General features: G+C 44.4%; 20 protein-coding genes. 14 read left to right on the top strand and 6 right to left on the bottom strand.

The features are described 5' to 3' along the window. Positions 1-55: 55 nt before the first annotated feature. Positions 56-5,224 (bottom strand): PAS domain S-box protein, encoded by a 5,169-nt coding sequence (locus QUB20_RS06345; protein ID WP_333244783.1) that lies wholly within the window; start codon positions 5,222-5,224, stop codon positions 56-58. Positions 5,225-5,245: 21 nt separating this feature from the next. Next, on the bottom strand, positions 5,246-5,458 hold the full coding sequence (locus tag QUB20_RS06340) for a hypothetical protein (RefSeq protein ID WP_333210308.1): 213 nt from the start codon (positions 5,456-5,458) through the stop codon (positions 5,246-5,248). 407 nt (positions 5,459-5,865) lie between these two features. On the opposite strand from QUB20_RS06340, the gene QUB20_RS06335 reads away from it, so the two are divergent. Continuing rightward, positions 5,866-6,705 (top strand): glycosyltransferase, encoded by an 840-nt coding sequence (locus QUB20_RS06335; protein WP_333053829.1) that lies wholly within the window; start codon positions 5,866-5,868, stop codon positions 6,703-6,705. A 97-nt stretch (positions 6,706-6,802) separates the two neighbouring features. Here QUB20_RS06335 and gloB read toward each other — a convergent pair whose 3' ends face one another. Beyond that, positions 6,803-7,576 carry a hydroxyacylglutathione hydrolase gene (gene gloB, locus QUB20_RS06330; protein WP_333053828.1) on the bottom strand — a complete coding sequence of 258 codons (774 nt, stop codon included), beginning with the start codon at positions 7,574-7,576 and terminating at the stop codon, positions 6,803-6,805. A gap of 253 nt (positions 7,577-7,829) precedes the next feature. On the opposite strand from gloB, the gene QUB20_RS06325 reads away from it, so the two are divergent. The 13 genes from QUB20_RS06325 to QUB20_RS06265 all read left to right on the top strand — a co-directional run bounded on the left by QUB20_RS06325 (position 7,830) and on the right by QUB20_RS06265 (position 21,217). Continuing rightward, positions 7,830-8,033: a hypothetical protein gene (locus QUB20_RS06325; protein ID WP_190659093.1), complete on the top strand. Its 204-nt coding sequence runs from the start codon at positions 7,830-7,832 to the stop codon at positions 8,031-8,033. Between the two features lie 200 nt (positions 8,034-8,233). After that, positions 8,234-9,232 carry a UDP-glucose 4-epimerase GalE gene (gene galE, locus QUB20_RS06320; RefSeq protein ID WP_333053827.1) on the top strand — a complete coding sequence of 333 codons (999 nt, stop codon included), beginning with the start codon at positions 8,234-8,236 and terminating at the stop codon, positions 9,230-9,232. After that, entirely contained in the window at positions 9,198-10,073 is an 876-nt protein-coding gene (locus tag QUB20_RS06315; protein ID WP_333053826.1) for a hypothetical protein, read from the top strand. Before galE ends, QUB20_RS06315 begins: the two co-directional genes overlap by 35 nt. A gap of 9 nt (positions 10,074-10,082) precedes the next feature. Continuing rightward, positions 10,083-10,901, top strand: a complete 819-nt coding sequence (locus tag QUB20_RS06310) for a hypothetical protein (protein WP_333053825.1) — start codon at positions 10,083-10,085, stop codon at positions 10,899-10,901. A 279-nt stretch (positions 10,902-11,180) separates the two neighbouring features. After that, on the top strand, positions 11,181-12,332 hold the full coding sequence (locus QUB20_RS06305; RefSeq protein ID WP_333244786.1) for a glycosyltransferase family 4 protein: 1,152 nt from the start codon (positions 11,181-11,183) through the stop codon (positions 12,330-12,332). 92 nt (positions 12,333-12,424) lie between these two features. Then, complete coding sequence (locus tag QUB20_RS06300; protein ID WP_333240036.1) at positions 12,425-14,428, top strand: ABC transporter ATP-binding protein; 2,004 nt, start codon at positions 12,425-12,427, stop codon at positions 14,426-14,428. 68 nt (positions 14,429-14,496) lie between these two features. After that, on the top strand, positions 14,497-15,738 hold the full coding sequence (locus QUB20_RS06295) for a glycosyltransferase family 4 protein (protein WP_333244789.1): 1,242 nt from the start codon (positions 14,497-14,499) through the stop codon (positions 15,736-15,738). Between the two features lie 143 nt (positions 15,739-15,881). Continuing rightward, complete coding sequence (locus QUB20_RS06290; protein WP_333244792.1) at positions 15,882-16,832, top strand: glycosyltransferase family 10 domain-containing protein; 951 nt, start codon at positions 15,882-15,884, stop codon at positions 16,830-16,832. Positions 16,833-16,843: 11 nt separating this feature from the next. Beyond that, positions 16,844-17,944, top strand: a complete 1,101-nt coding sequence (locus QUB20_RS06285) for a formylglycine-generating enzyme family protein (RefSeq protein ID WP_333244795.1) — start codon at positions 16,844-16,846, stop codon at positions 17,942-17,944. A 109-nt stretch (positions 17,945-18,053) separates the two neighbouring features. Next, positions 18,054-19,028 (top strand): Npun_R2821/Npun_R2822 family protein, encoded by a 975-nt coding sequence (locus QUB20_RS06280; RefSeq protein ID WP_333244799.1) that lies wholly within the window; start codon positions 18,054-18,056, stop codon positions 19,026-19,028. Continuing rightward, positions 19,025-19,897 (top strand): Npun_R2821/Npun_R2822 family protein, encoded by an 873-nt coding sequence (locus tag QUB20_RS06275; RefSeq protein ID WP_333244802.1) that lies wholly within the window; start codon positions 19,025-19,027, stop codon positions 19,895-19,897. The genes QUB20_RS06280 and QUB20_RS06275 overlap by 4 nt, the downstream gene beginning before the upstream one ends. A 52-nt stretch (positions 19,898-19,949) precedes the next feature. Then, positions 19,950-20,144: a hypothetical protein gene (locus QUB20_RS06270; protein ID WP_333291246.1), complete on the top strand. Its 195-nt coding sequence runs from the start codon at positions 19,950-19,952 to the stop codon at positions 20,142-20,144. A gap of 50 nt (positions 20,145-20,194) precedes the next feature. Then, entirely contained in the window at positions 20,195-21,217 is a 1,023-nt protein-coding gene (locus QUB20_RS06265) for an Npun_R2821/Npun_R2822 family protein (RefSeq protein ID WP_333244807.1), read from the top strand. Between the two features lie 3 nt (positions 21,218-21,220). Here the strand turns inward: QUB20_RS06265 and QUB20_RS06260 are convergent, their stop codons facing one another. The 3 genes from QUB20_RS06260 to QUB20_RS06250 all read right to left on the bottom strand — a co-directional run bounded on the left by QUB20_RS06260 (position 21,221) and on the right by QUB20_RS06250 (position 24,582). Then, positions 21,221-22,171, bottom strand: coding sequence for an NAD-dependent epimerase/dehydratase family protein (locus QUB20_RS06260; protein ID WP_333244810.1), 951 nt, complete (start codon positions 22,169-22,171; stop codon positions 21,221-21,223). A gap of 200 nt (positions 22,172-22,371) precedes the next feature. Further along, a complete protein-coding gene (locus tag QUB20_RS06255; RefSeq protein ID WP_445243168.1) occupies positions 22,372-22,791 on the bottom strand; it encodes a hypothetical protein in 420 nt (139 codons plus the stop codon). Between the two features lie 114 nt (positions 22,792-22,905). After that, entirely contained in the window at positions 22,906-24,582 is a 1,677-nt protein-coding gene (locus QUB20_RS06250) for an AarF/ABC1/UbiB kinase family protein (RefSeq protein WP_333210330.1), read from the bottom strand. Between the last annotated feature and the right edge of the window lie 69 nt (positions 24,583-24,651).

Raw genomic sequence — 24,651 nt, 5'->3', positions numbered from 1 at the left:
AACGCGGGTGCTGTAATGAGCTAAATCAACTACAGTGCCATGTCTTACCGATCGCTCAGGCTTTATTTTCAAGGCGCTCACGGGCGAGCGATCGCGCTACAGTAGCAACTAACTGGGTCGAATTGATCGGCTTGGCTAAGTGTTTGTCAAATCCGGCTTGCAAAATTTGGCGCTCGTTGGCTTCTCCAGCATAGGCCGTTAAGGCGATCGCCAACAACTGCCGATACTCAGGCGCAAGCTGAGTGCGGATGCGATGGATCAACATATATCCGTCCATCTGGGGCATTCCGATGTCGCTGACGAGCAAATCCGGTGCAGTTTGTTCGATCGACTCTAGCGCCTCAGCAGCAGATGACAGGGAAATCACCTCTGCACCCGCTTCCTCAAGCACGAAAGCCACAAAATCTCGCGAGTCGAGTTCATCATCTACCACCAAAATTCTCAATCCAGCTAGGGGCAAGGATGAGAGAGCGGGACAAGCAGACCAATTGAGGGCTTCATCCTCCTGCCTTCTAGAATCATCATTTAATAGCGGTAATCTCACCGTAAACGTCGCTCCTTGACCTTCTCCTGCGCTTTCTGCAAACACCGTTCCGCCGTGAAGTTCGATCAGTTGGCGAACGATCGCCAATCCCAGTCCCAAGCCTCCAAATTTGCGCGTTGTAGCGCCATCTTCTTGTCGGAAATGGTCAAAAACATAAGGCAAGAAATCGGGAACAATACCTTTACCTGTGTCCGTGACTTGAATTTGAGCTTGGTGTTCGATTTGCCCTAATCGAACTTCTACTCTACCGCCTTCGGGCGTGAATTTCACTGCATTTGATAACAAATTCCACACAATTTGTTGCAAGCGACTTGTATCGCCGAGAACTTGCCCGACATCGGGATTTAAGATTGTTTGGATTTGAATTTTTTTAGCTTCGGCGGCTAATTGCACGGTTTCCAAAGCAGACGGGATAATGGTTGCCAGATTCATCGGAGCCACATTCAATCTGAGTTTTCCTTGCAGAATCCGAGACACGTCAAGCAAGTCTTCGATTAATTGAGATTGCAGTCGGGCGTTGCGCTCGATCGTCTCAAAAGCTTTGGCACTTTGACTGGCGTTCAGCTTGCCGCCGACGAGCAGTTGCGACCAGCCTAAAATCGGATTCAGGGGCGATCGCAACTCGTGAGAAAGCACAGCCAGAAACTCATCTTTAATGCGGTTAGCTCGCTCGGCTTCCGTGCGGGCAGTTTGTTCTAATTGGAGAACTATATCACGGTCGGTTTCCACTTGTTTGCGTTCTGTAATGTCGATTACAGAGCCGATATAACCCTCAAATTGTCCGCTTTCGGAAAATCTGGGAGCCGCCGCATCGATCGCCCAAGAATATCCGCCATCCTTGCGCCCGACGCGATATTCAACGCTGTACCGTTCCTGGCGTTCCTTGGCGGTAAAAAATGCGTTCTTGACCTGTTCGCGGTCTTCTGGATGCAGCGCGTTTATCCAACCAAATCCTAAACCTGTTTCCTCAGTTTGACCTGTGAATTCATACCAGGTTTCGCTCAAGAAAGTGCAATAGCCTGTGGAGTCTGTTACCCATACCATAAAAGGAGCATTGTTAGCCATAGTGCGGAATCGTTCTTCGCTTTCTTGGAGCGCTGATAAAGCTTGTTTGCGTTCTGTGATATCCCGACAGACAATCACTCCGCCTTTGATTTCGTTGCTAATATCAACTACCGGATAACCGCTGATACTGATCCAGCGACCTTCGGTATCTTGGCGACGGACAAATACCTCTACATCATTGACATATTCACCTTTTATTGCTCTGGCTAGAGGTAGTTCAGCGGCGGGGAAAAGGGTTTTTTGGTCTGCCAAAAATAGTCCGTAAGTCCTCGACCATTCCTCACAAGATTTTTCATTCGATAGCTGACCGAATATTCCTACGGCGGCTCGGTTAAACAACACAAACTCGCCTTGTTGGTTGGCCAAAATCAAACCATCACCAATGCTGTCAATAATTACTTGCAGTAACTTAGTTTGTTCTTGCAGGGCGACTTCTGCTCGTTTGCGATTTGTGATGTCGCTGGAGATGCCAATCAGGCCGATGACTTCTCCCGCCTGATTGCGGTAGGGAGCTTTCATTACCAGAAATGTCCGAATGCCATCGTGAGATTCTTCGAGGACTTCTGTTTGTCCCGACTCCATAATCCGCCGATCGTTTTCCGTGACTGCGACTGCAAGTTCTGTTACTGGGTATAAATCGATATCGCGACCACCAATTACTTCAGAAGCAGATTTGCCCATTATTTCCAGCGTGGCTGGATTGGCATAAATAATCCGTCCTTCTCGATCTTTGACAAAAATGGGCGTGGGTGCTGACTCGTTAATTACGTTCAAAATCGCATTTTTTTGTCGCAGTTCTTCTTCCGTGCGTTTGCGATCGCTAATATCGCTCCAATAAGCCGTAAGTCCTGCGGCCGCAGGATAGGCGCTCACTTCTATATACATTTGGAGCGAGGGCGAGAACTCTTCAAACTTGACAGAAACTTGCTCGTTAACGACTCGATGAAATTCTTGATATGCCCTTGAATAGGATTCTTTTTCGGCGGGGAATACCTCCCAGATAGATCGACCTAGCAAGTCGTTTCTCGATCGAGAAAGCAGTTTTTCTGCTGTGGCATTAACGTAGGTAAAGCGCCATTGTGAATCGATCGCGATAAAGGCATCGGTAATACTTTCTATAATATTGCTGACTTGTTGGTTGGCCCCAGAGAGCGCGAGTTCAGCGTTTTTGCGTTCGGTGATGATTTCGCAAAAAATCATGATGCCGCCAATCTCATTAGTGTTGGTTCGCCAAGGGTGAATTTCCCAGCGCACCCAGTCGATCGAGCCATCAGGGCGGGGAAACTGCTCTTCAGGGCAGGTTTCGACTGCTCCCGCCAGACAGCGCTGGTGGATTTGTTTGAAATGATCGGGCAAATTGGGAAAGATGTCGTAGTGCGATCGGCCCACAATGTTTTGAGTGCCGAGCCCGTAACTTGCCAGCCAGCGGTCGCTCACCAGCATATACCGCATCTGGCAGTCAAACATCGCCACCCCCGCAGGCGAATGTTTGACGAACAGTCGCAGTTGCTCGGACTGTTGCTGCAGCAGATTCTCCGATTGTTTGCGATCGCTGATGTCTTTGAAAAGTATGGCAACTTTGCGGCTGTCCGGCTCAGGAGTGCGGAACGCCGAAACCTCAAACCAGCGGTTCATGGCTTCCGAGCCGTGTTCAAAGCGCAATGGTTCCCCCGTGAGCGCGACTTTGCCGTACATCTCAAACCAATAATTTTCGTGATTTGGAAGGAGCTGTCGCACCGTTTTACCTGTAGCTTGTTCGAGTCCGGTTTGTTTCACAAAAGCAGGATTGACTTCCAAAAAGCGGTAATCGATCGGCTTTTCGTTGGCGTCAAACAGCATTTCGATGACGCAAAAACCTTCGTCTAGGGACTCAAACAAAGTGCGATAGCGTTCCTCGGAACGACCCAAAGCAGCAAGAGCTTGTTTGCGATCGCTAATATCCATAAACGCCGCCACACAGCCGCGAACTGCGCCCTCTTCGTCAAATAACGGCACCGCATTCACCAACCAATCAAAGGCTACCCCGTCCTCGCGCACCATTTGAATTTCCACATCTCGCACTTGGACGCCGGAAGCCGCAGCTAGTTGCATTGGGAGTTGTTCTCCTGGAATTTCTTCTCCGTTGCGGAATCGTCTAAAGGGAAGGGTTGCGGCTTGCTCTCCGGTTCCAGAAACATTGGTATCCGGCGGCACTTTCAACATCGACTGGGCAAATCGGTTAGCGCGAATTACTTTACACTGTGGGTCGCGGGCGATCGTAATGCCAACGGGTACAGCATCAAGTATCGATTCCAGTTCATTGACTCGTCGCTCTAGTTCTTGGTTGAGCCGTTCAATTTCTTTTTTGGTAGCTTTGCGATCGGTAATTTCTAGCACCGTCACATTCACTCCCAGGACGCGATCGTCCTCGGCCCTGAGTGGATAGACACTCAACAGCCAATCGCGATCGACTCCCGGCTGTGCTGAGTTCGTCCTGCTAAGTTCGAGCTGTTGAAGTGGAACTTTAGTTTCAATAACTTGTCGGTAAAGTGGCTCTAAATCATCTGCCATTTCTGGCAAGATTTCGCGCAATGTTTTGCCGATGTGGGCGGCGGCTGGAACTCCGTTTATTTCTGCTAGCCGATCGTTGATGCGGACAAACCGCAACTCGGTATCGAGGAAGCAAAGTCCGATCGGCGCACTAGCATAAATCGCCTCGATTTCTGTTAGTTGTTGCTGCGAAGTTTGTGCTTGTTTAATTGAATCAGCCCGATCCGCTTTCTGCTCGGTGACATCTTGAAAATAAACGGCAAGTCCCGATGGGATGAGATAAGCTCGTACCGCATACCAAGCATTGAGTGGCGGATCAAAAAATTCAAAACTCACCGTAATTTGTTCCCGAACAGGCAAGATGCCTGTTCCACAAGAAGAAAATTCATCTTTTGTGAAACGGGCATCTTGCCCGTTCTTGAGAATGGTGCAAGATGCGATCTCAAACAAACTGCCCACTGATTCGGGAAACTCTTCCCAAATGCTGTTGCCAATCAAATCTTTCGAGGGTCGATTCAGCCACCGCGCCGCTTGCGAATTGAGGTAGGTAAATCGCCAGTCTCGATCCAAAGCAAAGAACCCGTCCGAAATACTTTCGAGGGTGTCTGACAGTTGGGCCGCGGGCGCGTTACAGACTGGTTCGGGTTGAGGCTGAGCGATAGGAGTGAAGGTTGTTACTACCGCATAGGGAGTCGATCGATCTCCCTGAAATAAAGGTTGAGAATTGAGCGTCAACCAAATCAATTCTCCCTGTGGCCGCTCAAAGCCCATGATGACATTTGAGGATGGTTGCCCGGTTTGCAGCGCCACCATCGCCGGATGCGTCTCGCCGGGAAAATCCGAGCCATCTTCACGCAGAGTCTGCCAGCGACTGTTGATTGAAGTGCATAAGAGCATCTGTTCTGCTGTCATCCCCAATAGCTCCTGGGCGTGAGAATTGCACCCCTGAATGCTACCATCTGCCAATTGCAGAACCATCCCTACATCAGTTGGCAAAGGCGGGGCTGGGTAAAACGCTTTGTTAGAATCCGTTGAAACAGAGGGGTCGATTTTTGCTTGGGGTTCAGTATTGCGTGGGTTTTGCATCGGTTTCTAACAACGATCATTTTACTTTTGGAAAAGCAAATCGCGCTCAATAATAGGGAAATAACCAGAGGAACTTTTGACTTGAGCAGGGTGACACTTCAAACCTAAGATGGATGTCGATCGTTCTGCGGTAATAATATCGATATCTAGACAATTTATTTTATCGTAGAGTCCCACGTCTGAACCATTTGCGGGATTCGGCAGAGGCGACGGGGAATTTTCTGGCTGTTTCAAATGCCAGGTTAGTCCGTCTCATCAGTTTTCCGTGTTGCTGCATATTACCCATTGCTGTTGCTGGTTTTCGCGCGAACAGATGGCACTTGCACACAGATAAATAAGTAGATTAAGCTGGAAAATAAATAAGCCCTCTCTTGCAGCGAGTGAAACGAAGCAATCGCTCTGGTTACGCCCGCGTTACCTTCTGTTACATTGTGGTAAACTTTATTTGCGCCTACCTACTTAAAAACCCGGTTTCTTTGCGTAAACCAGATGGTAAATTTAGGCAAGGTTCTGTTCGTCTCAACGGTAAACGGGCGATCGTATTTACCCAATACAGGGCAGCCTGCTTCCTCCCGTGCCGACGTTTGTGTCAAGTTTGACCGCGCGCCTTTTACCTTTGTTAATTTCACAAACTTAATCCTATGCACATATTCACCGCCGGCGATCGCAACTATATTCTGGGGTTGGCAGCACTTCTTAAGTCTATAGATTTGAATGTTAGTAAATCGGGACAGGAGCAGGTAAAAATTACCATTGTATCTACCGGCATAGCTCCACAGCAAAAGGAACAGTTACAGAATTGCTGCAAATACCAGATTGAATGGCAAGAATTGCAATCTAGTTACGACCAACTTCTTTCTCTGTCAGGTTCTAAACTTGCTTACGTTAAATTGCAGCCTGAAAAATATACCAAGGAAACAGAAAGGCTGATTTGGCTCGACAGCGACACGATCGTTCTGGGAAGTTTAGATCCACTGTGGAACCTCGATCTTCAAACAATGCCGATAGCAGCCGCACCCAATGTCTGGGGAAATACGAACAATTCTCAAGATCGAAACCCTTATTTCAATACGGGTGTTTTAGTTTACAACATGAAGCTTTGGGAGGAAGAGCAACTGTCCGAAAAGTTGATGGAAAACGCTCGATTAAACCTTTGGGGGGATCACGATCAGGGTGCATTAAATTCTGTTTTAGCGGGAAGGTGGAAGCAATTAGACCAAATCTGGAACAACCACAAGACTGATGATATGTCAAGTAAAGTGATGCACTTTATGTCAAGACCGAAACCGTGGGAAAGCTCAACCCCCAATCAATTATGGCTCGATATGTTGTCTCAGACACCGTTTAAGGACGAAGTGGAAAAAATTCCCAAGAATTTTAATTGGTTGTCGAGATTTAAGATAAAATACAGAGCATTTGGCCAGTGGTTGAGGGAACCGACAACCAAGTTTAAGAGTTACCTGAAGAAACAAAAACGTTAAGGTCAATCAATTTTAGATTTTAGATTTTAGATTTTAGAATTGAAGCATTGACTTGCGCGAGATGAATCACGTGGCGGGTATCCTGGATGCGAGGGGGTCAAAATTGGTCTTTCATGCCGCGCAATCGAGCGAAGGTTTGCACTGGATCGGAGGTGTTGGTGGCTGATTGGAGGTTGGGAAAATCCCAGCGCAAAAATGGGTTTGTGCTTTTTTCGATGCCGATCGATGATGGTATTGTAGGTTGCGATCGACTGCGCGCTTCCTTGACTTCGGCGAAGCGCTGCTGTAAATCGGGATTGTCGCCATCCACACTCAAGGCAAATTGCAGGTTGTTCAGCGTGTATTCGTGGGCGCACCAGACTCTCGTACTATCGGGCAGGTTTCGGAGTTGCCGCAGAGAGGCTAACATTTGGGCGGGAGTGCCTTCTTTGAGCCTGCCGCAGCCGCCGGCAAATAAGGTGTCGCCGCAAAACAATTCGCCGGTTTCGCTGGGGTTGCTGGGGGGGAAATAGTAGGCGATGTGAGCTTTTGTGTGGCCGGGTAGGAAGAAGACTTCGGCGGTTCTGTTGGCGAAAGAAACTCGATCGCCCGCTTGTAAAAACACTTGCTGTCCGGGTATTCTGCCTCTATCTTCTGCGCCACCATAAACTTTAATTTGGGGAAAGCGATCGATCAGTTCCTGATTGCCGCCTACGTGGTCGCTGTGGTGGTGGGTAATGAAAATTGCGGTTAATTCGGCTCCGAGCGATCGCAGTTGCTCTAATACTGGCTGCGATCGTGCTGGATCGACGACTGCTGCGGTGTGGCGATCGGGGTCGTGCAGTAAAAAAATGTAATTGTCGGACAGTACCGGAAGCCGATAAACCTGCATAGAAAAGTGCCTCTCTCGGAAAAATATTATATAATTAAGTTACTCTGAACGCTATCCGAAGGCTGATTGCAGATTTATTAAGTCCGCATATCTATCTTGGGATGTAAAACTTGGGATGTAAAACTTGGGATGTAAAACTCGGATACGTTATTTCTGCTGTGCCAGCAAATTGATTTGCGGTCGAGTACGCACCATTTTTGAGTCAATAACTACAATCGGCTTTAACTATTTTGGCATAAAAGCGATCGAATAAATGCGAACATCTCACAACAAATCAAACTTAACAATTTCTCAAAAAGTCGATCGGATTGTAGCGTCTGGTAAGATAACTCGCAGGGAACACTTAGTTTTGACTTCGGCTATCCTGTCAGATGATAAAATTTCAGAAGAGGATCGACATCAAATCAATCGGATATTTGATTATATCCAAATTGGTCGCCTCAAGTTTATCGATTGAAAACAAAGACTTGCACAGTCAGCATCTATCTGGAGTATAAAAAGCGTTTTTTAGGAGTGCGATCGTCCCGTCGGGCACAGCAAAGCCTATATATTTCGCTTGAATTCTCCGGCTCACGCGGAGTGTGAAGGCGTCAGTTGTGGCAGTCTCAAATTAACAAGGCTCTTAGCAATCCCAGCTACAAAAACAGGCAGAATAAAATGAGTGCAGACAAACCAACTATTTTGGTGACGGGCGGAGCTGGATATATTGGCTCTCACGCAGTATTAGCGCTGAAAAACGCCGGTTACGGTGTGGTGATTTTGGATAATTTAGTTTACGGTCACAGAGATTTAGTAGATCGGGCTTTGCAGGTGGAGTTGGTAGTTGGCGACACGAACGATCGCACTCTTCTCGATAACTTGTTTGCTACGCACAAGATTGATGCGGTAATGCACTTTTCGGCTTACGCTTACGTGGGCGAATCTGTTACCGACCCAGCTAAATATTATCGCAACAATGTCATCGGCACTATTACGCTTTTGGAAGCAATGATCGCTGCTGACGTGAAGAAATTTGTGTTTTCTTCTACTTGCGCGACTTACGGTGTACCGCAGAAAATCCCGCTCACAGAAGACCACCCGCAAAACCCGATCAATCCCTACGGTGCTACTAAGTTAATGGTAGAACGGATTTTGTCGGATTTTGACGCTGCGTATGATTTCAAGTCTGTTTGTTTCCGCTATTTTAACGCGGCTGGGGCTGACCCGAACGGGTTGTTAGGAGAGGATCACAATCCAGAAACTCACCTGATCCCGCTGGTGTTGTTCGCGGCTTTGGGTAAACGAGATTCGATCGCGATTTTTGGCACGGATTACGATACTCCTGACGGTACTTGCATTCGGGATTACATTCACGTTAACGATTTGGCATCTGCTCACATTTTGGGATTAGAATATTTGCTAAATGGTGGCAAATCAGATTTTTTTAATTTGGGCAATGGGGGCGGGTTTTCGGTGAAAGAGGTGATAGAAACGGCTCGCCAAGTGACTGGAAAAGAGATTAAGGCTGTTGAGTGCGATCGGCGTCCAGGAGACCCGCCTGCTTTAGTTGGCAGCAGCAAAAAGGCGATCGAAATCTTGGGTTGGTCTCCAGAATATCCCGACATTAAGGATATTATCTCCCATGCTTGGCAGTGGCATCAAAAGCGTCACACTTAGCATAAACTCAAATAAAAAAAGTGCAAAAATTGAGTCTAAAATAATGTTAAACAGTCACAAAGATTTTTGTTTTTGCACCTTAGCTTTTGGGAAAAAGTATTGCGAATTAGCCAAACAACTAGCAGCAGACTTAGAAACTCATTCTCTAGGGACGATGCTAGTTGTTTGTACTGACTACCCAAATGACTTTCAGAATTTGACGAATGTTTTTGCTTTTAAAAAAAGTCGCGAAGGTGTAGATTATTGTTATAATGATAAACGATTTGCACTAAAAAAAGCCTTAGAATTATTCCGAGTGGCAATCTTTGTGGATGCAGATACAAGAATCATAGGAAAAGTGCCGGAGAGAGAATGGATGTCAGGAATTACTTGTAAAGGGTTTATTCCCATTCTAGAACATCCACCTAATCAATCTTTGCCAGGTAGAAAAGAGGCAATTGATAAATTAGCAAAAAAGCTAGAAATACCATTGGAACCTGTAAGTTTTGTTCAAGAAAATTTGTTCGTAATTGCGAGAGACAATGGGAAAGAAATTCAGTTTATTCAAGAATGGGGAAAGATTGGAAGATTTTTTGAAGTGCAAAAAGTCAAAACAAAAGACGGTAATCCCATTGGGTTAGCAACTGCTAAAGTTGGGTGGAATATTCGTAATGACGGGTGGCAGGAACTCGCTCAAAGTATGGAGCATTCTTTTGCTCATTGGGACTGGCAAAAAAATCAAGTAAGAACCTTTTGGGATAAAGTTTGGGATAAATTGCAGTTTGAGCATTGGCAATATCTCTATAGGTTATTAAAAACACAGTTAATTGCCTTATTAAATTTCAATTTTTACTATCGCTAGAGAAAAGAGATGTATAGAGGATTTATCACCATTTTAATTGGATTGTACTCATTTCAAGACTGCATACATTTTCTAGCTTCAGTCAGGAAGTTTCACCGCGAACCAATTATTATTTTAATAGATAGAGTCCCTCTAATTTTATATCCTTTACTTCAGGTGTTTGGAAATGTCATATTGAAACCTGCACCGTCTCACGAAAATCCTGTTTTAGCGTCGCGGCTAGCTAAGCTGGCTTTGTATCAACAATCTCCTTTTGAGAAAACTATTTATCTGGACTGCGATATTTGTTTGCTATCGCCAATATATGAAGTTTTTGACTATCTTGATGAAGTAGATTTGCTGATAACAGAAGATGTGCAGCCTGCGATTGCTAAAGCTGCAAATTTATTAAGAGTCAAGCAGGATATTCTGTCAACTTTGCAGTCTGTCGGGTTGCCGCTAAATGAAAATAGCGTTCAATACAATGGCGGATTTATCGGTTTTACGAAAAGCAGTAAAACTCAGGAATTGTTTATAAACTTTAAGAAATATTTCGAGATGGTAGTGGCGCATCAAAATGTGCTACTGTTGAAAGACCAGGGAGCTTTTGCGGCGGCTGTTGAATCAGTGAAACCGAAAATGACAACTTTGTCCCCGGTTTACAACTACTTGGATAAGTGGAAAGATGTTTATACGATCGACAAACCGATTAAAGTAATGCACTGCACTTATCCTTACCGCCCTCAGTACGCGAAGAACGTGACGCGATCGCTCTTTACTAGAATAGTCGATCGCACGGCTAAAATATTTTTACCAAATCAACTTAACAATCCCTGGCGTTTAAAATAATTAAAGTTTGTTGGCAAACTGCATCAAAAGCAACAAAGTTTTGCCCAAACACAAAAAAATTAGCCTCAACATATCCGAAAATTTACCTAGAAGAATTATTGCTGGCTTGAATAACAGTCTTGGGTTCATTATTGTGTTTTTTTACCAAAAGACGCGTTGCTGCCCTTTCCCGTGGTTAAAAACCTGGTTGCTTTGGTCGGGAGTGCGTGAGTCCCCATCGCCTTGACAAAAGCTCGGTTAAGCAGGAAAATTAAACAAATGTTTTAAACAAAATACTCAGTGAAAGTTTCATTAGTAGTGAGCGATTTGTCAGGAGGAGGTGCAATTCGTGCTTTTTTATTAGCTCAAGTCTTGATAGAGCTTAAATGTGATGTAGAAGTTGTTGGATTTCAGTTTGGCAAGGAATTGTACGCTACTCCTCCCAGAGACATCCCGGTATGTGCGATACCGGGGAAAAATTATCCGGGGTTTTTAATGGATGCTCAAAAACTTTGGAAAAAAATAGATGGGGATATTATTTATGCAGTTAAACCTAAACCTACAAGCTTTGGATTATCACTGCTAAAAAAACTGGCGACTCGCCACTCTATAATTTTAGATATAGACGACTGGGAACTGAGCTGGTACGGGGGAGATGAATGGCAATACCGTCCCTCTTTCAAACAACTTTATCGAGATATTTTTAAACATAACGGTCAATTGAGAGAACCAGATCATCCCCTCTATCTCAAGTGGATGGAAGGTCTCATTCACCGTGCGGATGCAGTCACCGTTGATACTGAGTTTTTAAAACAGCGTTTTGGTGGTGTATATTTGCCTAATGGTAAGGATACTGCAATGTTCGACCCTGCTAAATACAATCCTGAATTGAGCAGACAGCGTTACGGCTTGTCCGGGTATAGAGTTCTGATGTTTCCGGGGGCACCGCGACCTCACAAAGGTGTTGAGGATGTTTTGATGGCCCTCGAACAGTTAAATGAGCCCGATTTAAAATTAGCGATCGTCGGTGGGAGTCCTTATGATGATTATGATGATAAACTTGTGAAACAATGGGGGCGTTGGATTATTAAACTGCCAAGGTTTCCGGTGGAGACAATGCCGTCGGTTGTAGCGGCGGCTCATGTTGTCGTTGTTCCTCAGCGAGAAACTCTCACAGCCGTGGCTCAGTTTCCGCTCAAGCTGACAGATGGTATGGCAATGGCTAAGCCTGTTTTATCTACGCGAGTGGGGGATATTCCAGCAATTTTAGGAGGAACGGGTTATTTAGTCGATCCGAGTTCTCCCGCTCAAATTTCACAAAAAATTCAATGGATATTTCAACATTTGACAGCGGCTAATTTACAAGGAATGAAAGCTCGGGAAAGATGTGTGAAAAAATATAGTATTCAAGCAATGAAACCGATACTTTCAGATATAATCGCAGGTATGTAAATGTTATTTTAAACCGACTCACGGGAGGAAGAAAAACTGGCTGTTATTAAAGAATATTTTGAGATGCCGTACTGTTTAGCTGGGAATGCTTCATGTCTGCCAATAAGCTACTCCTAAAATTTGCCAGACGATATCCCGGCAGGATTCTCTTAACTGTGATGCTGGGCTTTTCTGGCGCTTTATTCAACGGTATCAGCACTACTCTGATTGTACCAGTGCTTTTAAGTTTTTTAGATCACGCTATCGAGCTGCGCGGCGCTCCATCTCTAATTAAAACTTTGATGTATCCCTTTGAGGGAATGCCCGAAAATCAGCGTTTAATGTTGATGACCGGGGCGGTTGTGCTGGCAATTTTTTTTAAAAATGTTGCGAGTTATATCAATACTTTAGTAGCTACTTCTTTGACGCGATCTTTGACTTTTGATTTGCGAGAAGCAGGTTTGCGGTTGTTGTTAGAAGTAGATTTAGATTTTTACTCTAAAACTAAAGTCGGCGATTTAATTAATAGATTGGGCGGAGAGATTGGTCGGACTGCTAGTGCCGTTGGTACGGCCATCGGAATGTTTACTACCTCAATCACGGTTTTGGTTTTTGTGGGTCTGCTACTTTCGATCTCGTGGAAACTGACGGTGACAGCTACAGTTTTGCTGGCGTTAGTTGCTTGGGCAAATCAATATATTATTAACCGTTCCAAGCATTTTGGCCACCTGCTTTCTGAAATGTCGAAAGATTATTCGGTTAGGGTGCTGGAAACCATTACGGGGATTCGGCTGGTCAAGTCAACTGGGAACGAGGAAAGGGAGTATCAGCGGATCAAGTATTTAATTCAAAGGCGAGAACAAGCGGATTTTCAGGCTCAGGTAAATTATGCGGCGATCGCCCCAATTAACGAAGTTGTTAATTTGATAGTTATAATTTTGATTGTATTTATAGGTCGCACCATATTTGCGAATGAGATAGAGTCTATTGCTACAATTTTATTAACCTACTTATTGGTACTTTTTAGGTTAATTCCTTTAATTTCACAGTTGAATAGCGGGCGCAGTCAATTTGCTAATACGTCGGCTAGTGTAGAGGTGGTTAATGATTTTTTGAGCTGCGAGGACAAGCCATTTATGCTGAACGGTTCTGTGCCTTACACTCATTTGCGATCGGGAATTCATTTTAATAAAATATCTTTTAGTTATCCTAACCACAAAAATTTAGTTTTGCAAGGAATTGATTTATTTCTACCTCACGGCACTACTTTGGCTTTGGTAGGAACTTCGGGTTCTGGCAAGTCAACTTTGGCAGATTTACTGCCGAGATTTTACGATCCTACTGAAGGTCATATCTCGATCGATGGCAGGGATTTGCGCGAATTTGAGCTGAAAAGTCTCAGACAAGCGATGGGTATTGTTAGCCAAGATACGTTTTTGTTTAATGCTTCAGTGCGCGAAAATATTGCTTACGCTAGGCCTCAAGCGACTGAGGAAGAAATTGTGGAAGCAGCGAAGGGAGCGAATGCTTATGAGTTTATCCAACTGTTGCCGGAGGGGTTGGATACTCAAATTGGCGATCGGGGCGTGATTTTATCGGGAGGGCAGCGTCAGAGAATTTCAATTGCTAGAGCCCTGCTGCAAAACCCGGAAATCTTAATTTTAGATGAGGCAACGAGTTCGCTGGATACGGTTTCGGAAAGGTACGTGCAAGCGGCGATCGAGAAATTGAGTTGCGATCGCACCACCTTAGTCATCGCCCACCGCCTCTCCACAGTCCAAAAAGCCAACAAAATCGCCGTGATCGATCGCGGACAAGTAGTAGAAATGGGTTCCCACGAAGAATTGCTAGCAAAAGGAGGATACTACACTCGCTTGTATTCAGTGCAATTTGCCGAAGAAACCGCTCGCGATGAAGCTCTAATTAGAGGTTCTTACGAAATTCGCACTCGCCTGACTCCCATGATAGCTTACCTCAAAATGCTAGTAGATGAAATGGTAGACTCTCCCGAAGAAAGAGACGAGTTAATCAGAGAATCATTTCACTCTGCTGCTAATATTTTCACTACTTTAGAATTTATAGAAAATACTATTAAGCGTCAGGCTGTTAAAAAGTAGTCATTAGTCATTAGTCATTAGTCAACAGTCAACAATTACTAATTACCACTTACTAACTACCAATTACCATGTCCAAATATTATGTATTTTTTACCAGAAATACCTTGCCACAACCCAATGTAGCGAGCTTAGTTCAAGTTGCCCACTCTGCCAATGCCGCAGCAAACCTCGGTTATCCAGCAGTTTTGGTATACCTCCGCAAAGGCTGGAGTGCTTTGAATCCGGTTGATTTGCTTTTTCCTTTTCAACCCAGGAAACCAGATGACAAACTTGCCAATATTTACAATATTCAAGATAAATTAAAAGTAGCAGATTTACCGATGCCGTGGCCGATCGACCTTTGGGACAGCAAGTGGACGAGTTCCAGTACAATAGTATCAAAATACTACTTACCGATTCACCTGCTTAAATCCACTAAAATTGTCCACACCCGCGACTGGAACTTTGTCAAAGCAGCAATTAAAAACGGAATTCCCGCTATCTATGAACAGCATCACCATGAAAACAAGCAATTTGAATCAGAAATTGTCCGCAATCCTCTGTTTCAAATTTCCGTAACTGTTGCCCATACTGTCCGAGACAGCATGATTAAGAATGGAATGCCACCGGAAAAAGTAATTACGCTGCACAACGGTTTTAACCATCTTTTTCTCGCGAGACAAACAGAAGCTGCCCAGAATTGGCGACAGCAATTATTAGAAGATGACAGACAGCATTTAGCAGTTTATGCAGGGGGACTTTACCCGTTTAAAGGTGTTGATATGTTGGTGGATGTGGCTAAGGAATTGCCACTGGTTCAATTTGCGATCGCGGGCGGTGATTCATCCCAAGTAACAGCCTACCAGCAGTTAGCAAAAGACAAACAAGTTAACAACATTAAATTTCTCGGCTACCTCCCTCAAAATCAACTAGCTAGCTTGCTGCAAGCAGCCGATGTTTTGACTCACCCGCACTGTTTGACAGAAGCCGCGACATTCACATCTCCTTTAAAATTCTTTGATTACATGGCATCGGGAACCCCGATTGTAGCGACGGAGATTGCATCTTTAATGGAATTTAAATCGGGAAATATAGCAGCCACTTGGTGCGAACCGGATAACCCGCACCAGTTCGCGCAAAGCATTCGAGATAGTTTAACAAAATATCCCAGGAAAATCGAAGGTTATGCAGAAACAATGAATTTTGTCAAGCAATTTTCCTGGGAAAATAGGATACAGAAAATTATGGGCTATGTAGATGAGCAAGTGCGATATCCCATCATTCAAAATTCCGTAGGGGCGGGTTTTACCAACAATCATCGCCTAAAATAAACAATCTCATAAACCCGCCCTGCCCAACGCAAAAACCACATTTATTATCAGTAGAGGCGGGTTTTACCAACAATCATCGCCTAAAATTAATAATCTCATAAACCCGCCCCGCCCACACGCAAAAACCCGATTTATTATTAGATATGAACCAAAAAATCATCGGCACAATCACCACTTACCCAGGCATGAACTACAGCGACTGGCTGTGGCAACAAACCCCCCACAACTTCGGCAAATGGGGCAACATTCAAATGCTAGCGAATCACCCAGAACCCGATTTTTTACTCATGTATCAATTCGACTTTCCCAAACCGCCCAAAAAGCAATCGTGGGTCGATAAAATACGTCGCTACAGGCATCAAAACCAAGAAAACGACATTCGAGACAAATTGCGCGGTGTCCCCAAGGAACGCATAATTTACCTGATCCGGGAGCCACCCTTACCAGAAGTTATTGAGATTACCAAAGCCAACTACGAACAAGCCAAACTTTATTGCGGTTACGTTTCCGGCCCCGACGACTTCGCACCAAAACCCGATTATATGCCCGCGATTTGGTATCACTCTAACTCGTTTCGAGAACTAGATGAAATGCCTGCGCCGCCGAAAACTAAATCCTGTTCTTGGATTACTTCAGGTGTTAGCCGCAGCGCCAATCACCGCCAGAGATTAGACCTTATAAAATTGCTGCAAGAACAAGAATTGGATTTTGACCTTTACGGGCGAAACTTGCCAACTTGGGCGCGCGGGAACGGGACTGTGAACAATAAATGGCACGCCGTCGCACCATACTATTACAACTTAGCTATAGAAAATTATGCCGAAAACGATTGGTATGTCAGCGAGAAGCTTTGGGATGCTTTGTTAGCTTGGTGTTTGCCAATTTATTACGGCGGTTCGGCGGCGGATAAGTTGTTGCCGACGGGGAGTTTTCTGCGGCTGCCGAGTCTGGATGAGAAAGGAGTAGAATTTATTAAAGAGGTTGTGGCTAATGCGGATTATTGGCATGAAGCGAGGGATAAAATTGCCGAAGCTAGACAAATCATTCTCCATGAATTAAACTTGCTCAATTGGCTGTCTAAGTTTGTATCTTAGGAAATAGCGCAATGACAGAAAATCAAAGTCAACCCAGAGAATATGATGCCGTCAAGGGCGGTGAATCTCAAGTGCCAATAGCGGCGGCTGTTTTAGGGGGGATTCCCGGCGTTAAGAGCCGTTTGGCTTCACCGATTCTTGAGGTAAAAATTGCTGCACTATCTGAAGCGATCAAATATGGAGAAGCTGGCTTAGATTTAATAATTGCGGCACTGCAAGATGAATCGATGCCGATGAAGTTTGCAGCCTATTCGCTGCTGAGGAATAGAGATGAATTAAATATAAAACAGCAGTTACCAAAATATTTTCCTACTTTTGACTTTGATGTGATTGCAGTTGATGCTAAAGGAAGAGAAAACAGTCGCCATCAGTCCTTTGCTGGCTTCTTCTCCGAAGACTTAGGGAATGGAGTTTGGCTGGAAATGGTTTATATTCCCGGCGGCACATTTATGATGGGTTCCCCGGCAATAGAGAAAGATCGAGATCAGAGCGAAAGTCCGCAGCATCGAGTAACAGTACCTTTTTTTTATGCAGGCAAATACCCCATCACTCAGGAGGTATGGGAAGCAGTGATGGGAAATAATCCATCGTGGTTTCAATGTGAAAAACGTCCTGTAGAAAATGTATCGTGGCAAAATGCAGTCGAGTTCTGTACTCAACTCTCGCAGAAAACCGGGAAAAAATATCGCCTCCTGAGCGAGGCAGAATGGGAATATGCTTGTCGTGCGGGTACGACAGGGCCATTTCATTTTGGGGAAACCATTACCCCGGATTTAGTCAACTATAACGGAAACTACCCCTACGCTTCGGTATCCAAAGGACTTTACCGTGAAGAAACAACGACTATGGGGATTTTTCCTGCCAATGCCTTTGGACTGTACGATATGCACGGTCAGGTTTGGGAATGGTGCAGCGATCGCTGGCACTATAACTATAGCGGCGCACCTAATGACGGAAGTTCTTGGGAAACTGGCTCACATGATTACCGAGTGCGACGTGGAGGTTCGTGGAACAGCAATGCGGCCAATTGCCGCAGTGCCAACCGCAACAGGAACTTGCTGAGCAACAGATACTGGGGCATAGGTTTTCGCGTAGCGGTAGCGTCGGTATAGCCTTTATCCTAGTTTTCCCCCGATCGCCCTCCTCTATTATTTTACTAAATGATTCGGCGGTTGAAACCGCAACTATATAAACAAATTCCGCCTTCGCGAGACTATAGATATGAATGGAATTTGCACGCTAGCCAACGATACAGTTTACGACCAACTAATTGCCTTGCTCAACAGTATTGAAATTATCTTAGGCTCAAATACTCCTGTCTGTATTTATCCTTTCGACGACCAAATAGAGCAAATCCAAGCAGAAATTATTAACCGTCCCAACGTCTTTATTTATGAAAATAGCGCATCAATCCAGCGATGGGATAAATTCATGGAAGCAGCCGCACCAGAGCGTTTGAATCGCCAAAAATTCCGGCTTTACGGCGCACACCGGCGCTTTTGCGCTTTCGACGGCCCGTTTGAAAAGTTTATCTATATGGATGCGGATACTTTGGTGATGAATTCCCTTGATGCCGTGTTTCAGAAATTAGAGGGATCGGATTTTGTGGTTTATGATTTTCAATTTCGCGACGCAACTAAAGTATACAATATTCAGTCACCAAAACTGCTCGAAGTTTTTGAGCAAAATCGGATCGACTCGGAAATATTTTGTTCGGGATTTTACGCCAGCAAGCAAGGATTGTTTGAGCAAAATACTAGGGAATGGCTGTTAGCTCAACTGCAATCGGGCGACGCGGAAATTCTCTATGAAGGTGCGGGAGAACAGCCGCTGCTCAATTATATGGTGATGAAAACGGGGATGAATAGCTATAATTTTGCTTATAGCCTCCCGGATGGCGAAAAAACTGGGTGTAGCGTCACTTCTAAACATTTTGAAGAGCAAGATCGGATTTTGTACGACAAGGGAAACCGACTTACTTACATTCATTATATTGGTGTGCCGCCGGATTTAATTCGGAGAGTTTGTGCGGGCGAAAATATTGAGTTTCCCTATCGCGATTTGTTCCTGCATTACCGCTATCTCCGGGAACCCTCCAAGCGTCCGATTTTTGCCCAAGCGCCAAAGTCTTATACTGAGGTTTCTGCGCCGAATTTGTTAAAAAGGCTATTGAGAAGGTTGAGGATAAATGTATGAGTAGCGGTATTTATATTGTTGCGAATGATAAAGTGATCGAAAGTGCGATCGCCCTTCTAAACAGCATACGTCTGTACAATTGTCAAGTACCTGTTTTTCTGATTCCCTTCGACGACAATTATCAGCAAGTCGCAGCCGCACTCAGCAGTCTCCACGGGGTACAATTGTTCCCAAATCTGGAGTTTGTCGAACAGTTTACCAGAGAAATTGGCCAAATGTTCGATCGCAACTTTTTAGCCCTCCCTAACAAAATGCGAAAACTCGCCGTTTGGTTTGGCCCCCTTGACGAATTTCTGTACATCGATACCGATATCATCGTCTTTGAAGACATCGCAGCCAACCTTAACAAACTATCAGAAGTAGACTTTTTTTGCTGCGACTATCACCACCTCAGCGAAAAACTGCGAAATGTATTTTCACCACTTGTAAAAGAACAGAATATCTTTACAGACTCACAGCTTCAAGATGTATTCAACAGCGGTTTTTGGGCTTCCCGAAAAGGAACGATTACAGAATCGCAAATGTATGAAATTTTGCAAGAATGTTCGCAGCATCGAGAATATTTTGACTTTACTCAAAATGTCACAGACCAACCTATACTAAATTATATCATTCTTAAACTGATTCCCAAACGCTGCAATCTTGTTAAAGATTCACCAAGCGAACCGGGAAGCTGGGCGGGTTCTAAACATTTTCAAGAAATAGATTATGTTCTTTATGACAAAGGCAAAAGGTTAAAATATCTTCACTGGGCTGGGATACCAATTAAATCGGGTAGTCCTTATTGGAAAGTTTGGAAACATTATCGTTATCTCAATGAGGAAAAACCAAACTTAGTGCAAAAAATATTTCTTGCTTTGAGTAGGTGAGGATAAACTCATATGTTGTATCATTATCAACAAGCTTGGAAGAACAGGCAAGATGCCTGTTCCACAATTCATAAATTTTGTTGTGTTTTTGAGACCAAACAAGCTTGGAAGAACAGGCAAGATGCCTGTTCCACAATTCATAAATTTTGTTGTATTTTTGAGACCAAACAAGCTTGGAAGAACAGGCAAGATGCCTGTTCCACAATTCATAAATTTTGTTGTGTTTTTGACACCAAACAAGTTTTGAATGAGTATAATTATTCAATCTAAAATCTAAAATCTAAAATCTAAAATCCGATGACTGATGGCATTTATATTCTAGCAAACGATGTTGTTTTTGACCACTTAGTCGCTTTATTGAACAGTCTCGAAGTCAATGGGGCAAAAAATATTCCTGTTTGCATCATTCCCTATGATGACAGAATGAAAAAAGTGCGAGTAGAAATTGCAACTCGTCCTCATGTCACCCTGTTTGAAAATACCGATTCCATCATTTTATGGGAAGACTTTGCGACTCAAGTTTGGAAAACTCATGCAAAAGCTCAAAAAGTATGGAAATCTCAAGGTTGGAAACCAGTTCAATGTTTGGAAATGCACCGAAAATTATGTTGTTTCGACGGCCCTTTTGATAAATTTATCTATTTTGATGCAGACACTCTGTTAATGAGTTCTCTAGATTATATTTATCAAAAACTTGATGATTTTGATTGGGTAGCAAACGATTTTCAATACAAATCCGACCTCAATTATATATTTGATTTGTCCTCCCCCAAATTACCTCAAATTTTAAATATTGACGAACTGCAATCTCATACTTTTTGTGCGGGTTGGTTTGCGTCAAAAGCGGGGGTTTTAAATCGAAATAATTGCTCTCAATTTTTAGAAAAATTAACATCAGGAGAAGCGGAAATTATGTCTTTGCGGGGGGCTGACCAATCTTTACTTAACTATTTAGTCGCCCGCAGCAAAATATCTTTTTACAACTTTGCATATGCTGAACCCGAACAGGTAACGGGAAATCATTGGTCTTCTCAATTTGATGTGATAGATGATGTTTTATATGATAAAGGACGGCGGCTTACTTATTTGCATTACATGAGTATTTCGGCTGCAAAGTTTACTCGCTTGTGTGCTGGTGAAGATGTTGAAATTCCCTACCGAGAGGTATTTCTGCATTACCGTTATTTGAATTCGCCGGAAACACAGCCAAAACTCACGCCTCCAAATGTGTTGGTTCGCTTGGGGAGAAATCTCAAAAGTTGGGGAATGAGAAAACTTAATAATGTTCAATTTAAGTTGCGGAATTTTGGGGATAAATAGTATCTAACTGTACAAAGACTGAATCCACTCCCATTCGCGCCTCAATCCTTCTTCTAGAGAAACCTGCGGCTGATAACCTAAGATTTTCTTGGCTTTAGACACATCTGCGCTAGTGTGCCGCGCGTCTCCCCTCGCAGCTTCGGTAAAATCTATGCGAATAGGTCGATCGACAATTCTCTCTATTGTATCAATAACTTCCTTCAAAACTACCCGACTTCCTCCACCAATATTAAAAACTTCCCCCGCAGCTTCTGGAACCTCAGCCGCCGCTAAATTCGCAGCAACGCAATCGCTGATAAACGTAAAATCCCGCGTTTGCAATCCGTCGCCGAAAATAGAAATCGCCTCATCAAACAAAATCGACTTAAAAAACTTGTGAAAAGCCATATCGGGGCGCTGTCTCGGCCCGTAAACAGTAAAATAGCGCAGGGAAGTAGTCGGAACGCCAAAATTTTTGTAATAAAGTCCGCACAAACGTTCACCGGCTAACTTCGTAATTCCGTAGGGAGAAACCGGCTGCGGACAAGCGTTTTCATTCGTGGGAAAAGATTCAGCATTGCCGTAAATTGAAGAAGAAGAAGCATAGACAAACTTTTGCAATCTTGGCGCATCTTTAGCCGCTTCTAACAATACTTGAGTGCTGTTAATATTGCGTTCCGTATAGCTGCGAAAACCGTCGCCCCAGCTAGCACGAACTCCTGCTTGCGCCGCCTGATGAAATATCACCTTAGCATCAGATAAAAGACCACGCCAATTTAGAGACAAAATATCGCCTTCCACCAATTCAAAACCCGGATACTTTTCAAATCGTGCAATATTCTTGCGCTTGAGAGCCGGATCGTAATAATCGTTGAACTCATCAACACCAATTACCGTCTCCCCTCGATTTAAAAGAGTTTCTACTAAGTTAGAGCCAATAAATCCCGCCGCACCTGTAACAATTAAAATACTCATTCGATTTTAGATTTTAGATTTTAGATTTTAGATTTTAGATTTTAAAAATTTTACACAAATTATTGCCTAAGTTGTCATCTTCTTCTTTGTCTTCCTCTGCGTTCTCTGCGTTCTCTGCGGTTCAAAAAGCATCAAATAGGATAATCCTAGATAACTATCAACCCCCTTCCTTCTGATTAAAAGAGGTTGATAGTTAACTTTCATTGTTCAAAAGAATCTAAATCCAGCGCTTGGGAACCTCCACGTTCTAACTCGATCAAAAGCTTACCTAGCTGAGTCCAAACTAGCCAGCCTGTGAGTAGCGTCAGTGGCAAAGCTAGGGCATAACAAAGTAGTTTTGGGAAGCCAAAAATCTCCATCCCAGAAGCTAAAAATACGCAAATACCGCCCGCCATTCCCAGAAAAGGTATGACCAATTGCAGCCTTGGCAGGTTAGCCAAGGTGCGAGTAGAACGATTTTTAGACCACTGTTGTACGGATTGTTTGAGAGTTGCTTCAAATGCTACGCCGGAAGCCATACCTGCTAGTAATCCAGCCGACATTAAAAAATAGGGAGGTTCTGGAAAATAATACACGAATAATTCCTTAATTTGGGTAATAGGAAATGGGGAATTGGGCATGGGGCATTGGGCATTGGGCATTGGGCATTGGGTATTGGTTGTTAGTTATTAGAACCAACAACTAACAACCAATAAATAACCAATGACTAATGACTAATGACCAATGACTAATGACTAAAATCGAGTTAGCGCGGCTGCTCCTGCTGTGGAAAACTCCGTCAAAGCGCCTAGAGCAACGTTGAACAGGCGACTGGGCTGCAAATCTTCCTTGACTAAGTTCCACAGGCTGCGAACTTCTTCGGTGTGGATTCGATCGTCCTCAATCAAAGCTAACATTAGCTGGCGTCTCAAAAACGAGCCTTCCTCGGACAGCAAAAATTGCAAGCCTAGTTGGGCGGTGGGGAGCAAGTCGAAACTGCGATCCGATCGGGCGATCGCGATCATGTCCTCTAACCTGTTCCACTGGAATTTGCCATCTTTGAATAATACCTCAATCAGACGCCGCCGCAGAGCCGGAGATTCTCCGTTCAACAAACGTCGCGCTACATAAGGATACGCCACCTCGACTATCTTGAAATTCGGATTCAGCGTCAGGGCCAAACCTTCTTCTGTCACCAGAGAGCGAATAATTAAGGCAAATTTCGCCGGCACCCGGAAAGGATAATCGTACATCAACTCCGAAAACTGGTCTGTAATCGTCTTGAAGTTAAAATCTGACACCTTTTCGCCGACGATATCACCCAGTACAGATTCCAACGCCGGGACGATCGGCATAATATCTGTATCTGGAGTCAAAAAGCCAAGTTTGACAAAATCCTTCGCTAATTGTAAGTAATCTTTGTTGATCAAATGAACGACAGAATCAACCAAAGTTTCTTTAGTTGTTTCTTCCATCTGATCCATCATCCCAAAATCAATGTAAGCCATGCGGCCGTCCGCTAAGGCAAACAGATTTCCCGGATGGGGGTCAGCGTGAAAAAATCCGTGTTCCAGCAACTGCCGCAAACCGCTGCGGACTCCGACTTCAATTAAACTATCGGTATCCAAACCTGCGGCTTTAACACTTTCCATATCTGTCAGCTTGATGCCGTCAATCCATTCAAGAGTCAGAACGCAATTTGAAGTATAGCGCCAGTAAATGCTCGGAACTTTTACTGTCGGGTCGTCGGCAAAATTTGTCGCAAATTTCTCGGCGTTGCGGCCTTCATTGATATAATCAATTTCCTCGAACAATTTGATACCGAATTCATCGACGATCAAACAAAGGTCGTGACCGAGATTCAGCGGCAGCAACGGGCCCAACCATCCAGCGGCCCAGCGCATTAAGTAAAGGTCAAGGCTCAATACGGGCAGCAAATTCGGTCGCTGAACCTTGACTGCTACTGCTTCCCCGGTGAGGAGGCGAGCTCGGTAGACTTGACCGAGACTTGCCGCGGCGACAGGTTCGGGGGAGATTTCGCTGTAGGTTTCGCTAATTTTGCGATCGAGTTCCGCTTCAATAATCTCGAAAGCGCGCACCGAGTCAAACGGCGGCAATTGATCCTGAAGTTTGATCAATTCTTCGAGAAAGTCTTTGCGGATCAAATCCGGTCTGGTAGAAAGTGCTTGGCCGACTTTAATGAAAGTGGGGCCCAAGCGAGTGAGTATTTGTCGTAGGTGGGTGGCCCGTTCCGGCTGGTGTGCTGCGACTTCATGCTGCCAACTGTCCCACAGCATCCCCAGAACGAAGCCTGCAAAAGACCAAATAACGGTAATTGCGCGCCAAATTGCTTTCCAAGGACGTTTGCGGTAATACTGAGCGATCGCTTGTGGATCGTAGCGTCTAGCCTGAGTGAATTGATACTGAGGCACTCGTTTATTTTCCTCTTATCTTCTGAAAATTACAGGTTAAATTGAGAATTGGGCATCGGCCATCGGGCA

This window comes from Microcoleus sp. B4-C2 (assembly GCF_036705265.1).
Classification (GTDB): Bacteria; Cyanobacteriota; Cyanobacteriia; order Cyanobacteriales; family Microcoleaceae; genus Microcoleus.
This window is presented reverse-complemented; position numbering and strand designations above follow the sequence as displayed.

Coding starts and splice junctions, on each gene's coding strand:
- QUB20_RS06345 (WP_333244783.1), bottom strand. CDS start 5,224: ATGCAAAACCCACGCAATACTGAACCCCAAGCAAAAATCGACCCCTCT.
- QUB20_RS06335 (WP_333053829.1), top strand. CDS start 5,866: ATGCACATATTCACCGCCGGCGATCGCAACTATATTCTGGGGTTGGCA.
- gloB (WP_333053828.1), bottom strand. CDS start 7,576: ATGCAGGTTTATCGGCTTCCGGTACTGTCCGACAATTACATTTTTTTA.
- QUB20_RS06325 (WP_190659093.1), top strand. CDS start 7,830: ATGCGAACATCTCACAACAAATCAAACTTAACAATTTCTCAAAAAGTC.
- galE (WP_333053827.1), top strand. CDS start 8,234: ATGAGTGCAGACAAACCAACTATTTTGGTGACGGGCGGAGCTGGATAT.
- QUB20_RS06315 (WP_333053826.1), top strand. CDS start 9,198: ATGCTTGGCAGTGGCATCAAAAGCGTCACACTTAGCATAAACTCAAAT.
- QUB20_RS06310 (WP_333053825.1), top strand. CDS start 10,083: ATGTATAGAGGATTTATCACCATTTTAATTGGATTGTACTCATTTCAA.
- QUB20_RS06300 (WP_333240036.1), top strand. CDS start 12,425: ATGTCTGCCAATAAGCTACTCCTAAAATTTGCCAGACGATATCCCGGC.
- QUB20_RS06295 (WP_333244789.1), top strand. CDS start 14,497: ATGTCCAAATATTATGTATTTTTTACCAGAAATACCTTGCCACAACCC.
- QUB20_RS06290 (WP_333244792.1), top strand. CDS start 15,882: ATGAACCAAAAAATCATCGGCACAATCACCACTTACCCAGGCATGAAC.
- QUB20_RS06285 (WP_333244795.1), top strand. CDS start 16,844: ATGACAGAAAATCAAAGTCAACCCAGAGAATATGATGCCGTCAAGGGC.
- QUB20_RS06280 (WP_333244799.1), top strand. CDS start 18,054: ATGAATGGAATTTGCACGCTAGCCAACGATACAGTTTACGACCAACTA.
- QUB20_RS06275 (WP_333244802.1), top strand. CDS start 19,025: ATGAGTAGCGGTATTTATATTGTTGCGAATGATAAAGTGATCGAAAGT.
- QUB20_RS06270 (WP_333291246.1), top strand. CDS start 19,950: ATGCCTGTTCCACAATTCATAAATTTTGTTGTGTTTTTGAGACCAAAC.
- QUB20_RS06265 (WP_333244807.1), top strand. CDS start 20,195: ATGACTGATGGCATTTATATTCTAGCAAACGATGTTGTTTTTGACCAC.
- QUB20_RS06260 (WP_333244810.1), bottom strand. CDS start 22,171: ATGAGTATTTTAATTGTTACAGGTGCGGCGGGATTTATTGGCTCTAAC.
- QUB20_RS06255 (WP_445243168.1), bottom strand. CDS start 22,791: ATGCCCAATTCCCCATTTCCTATTACCCAAATTAAGGAATTATTCGTG.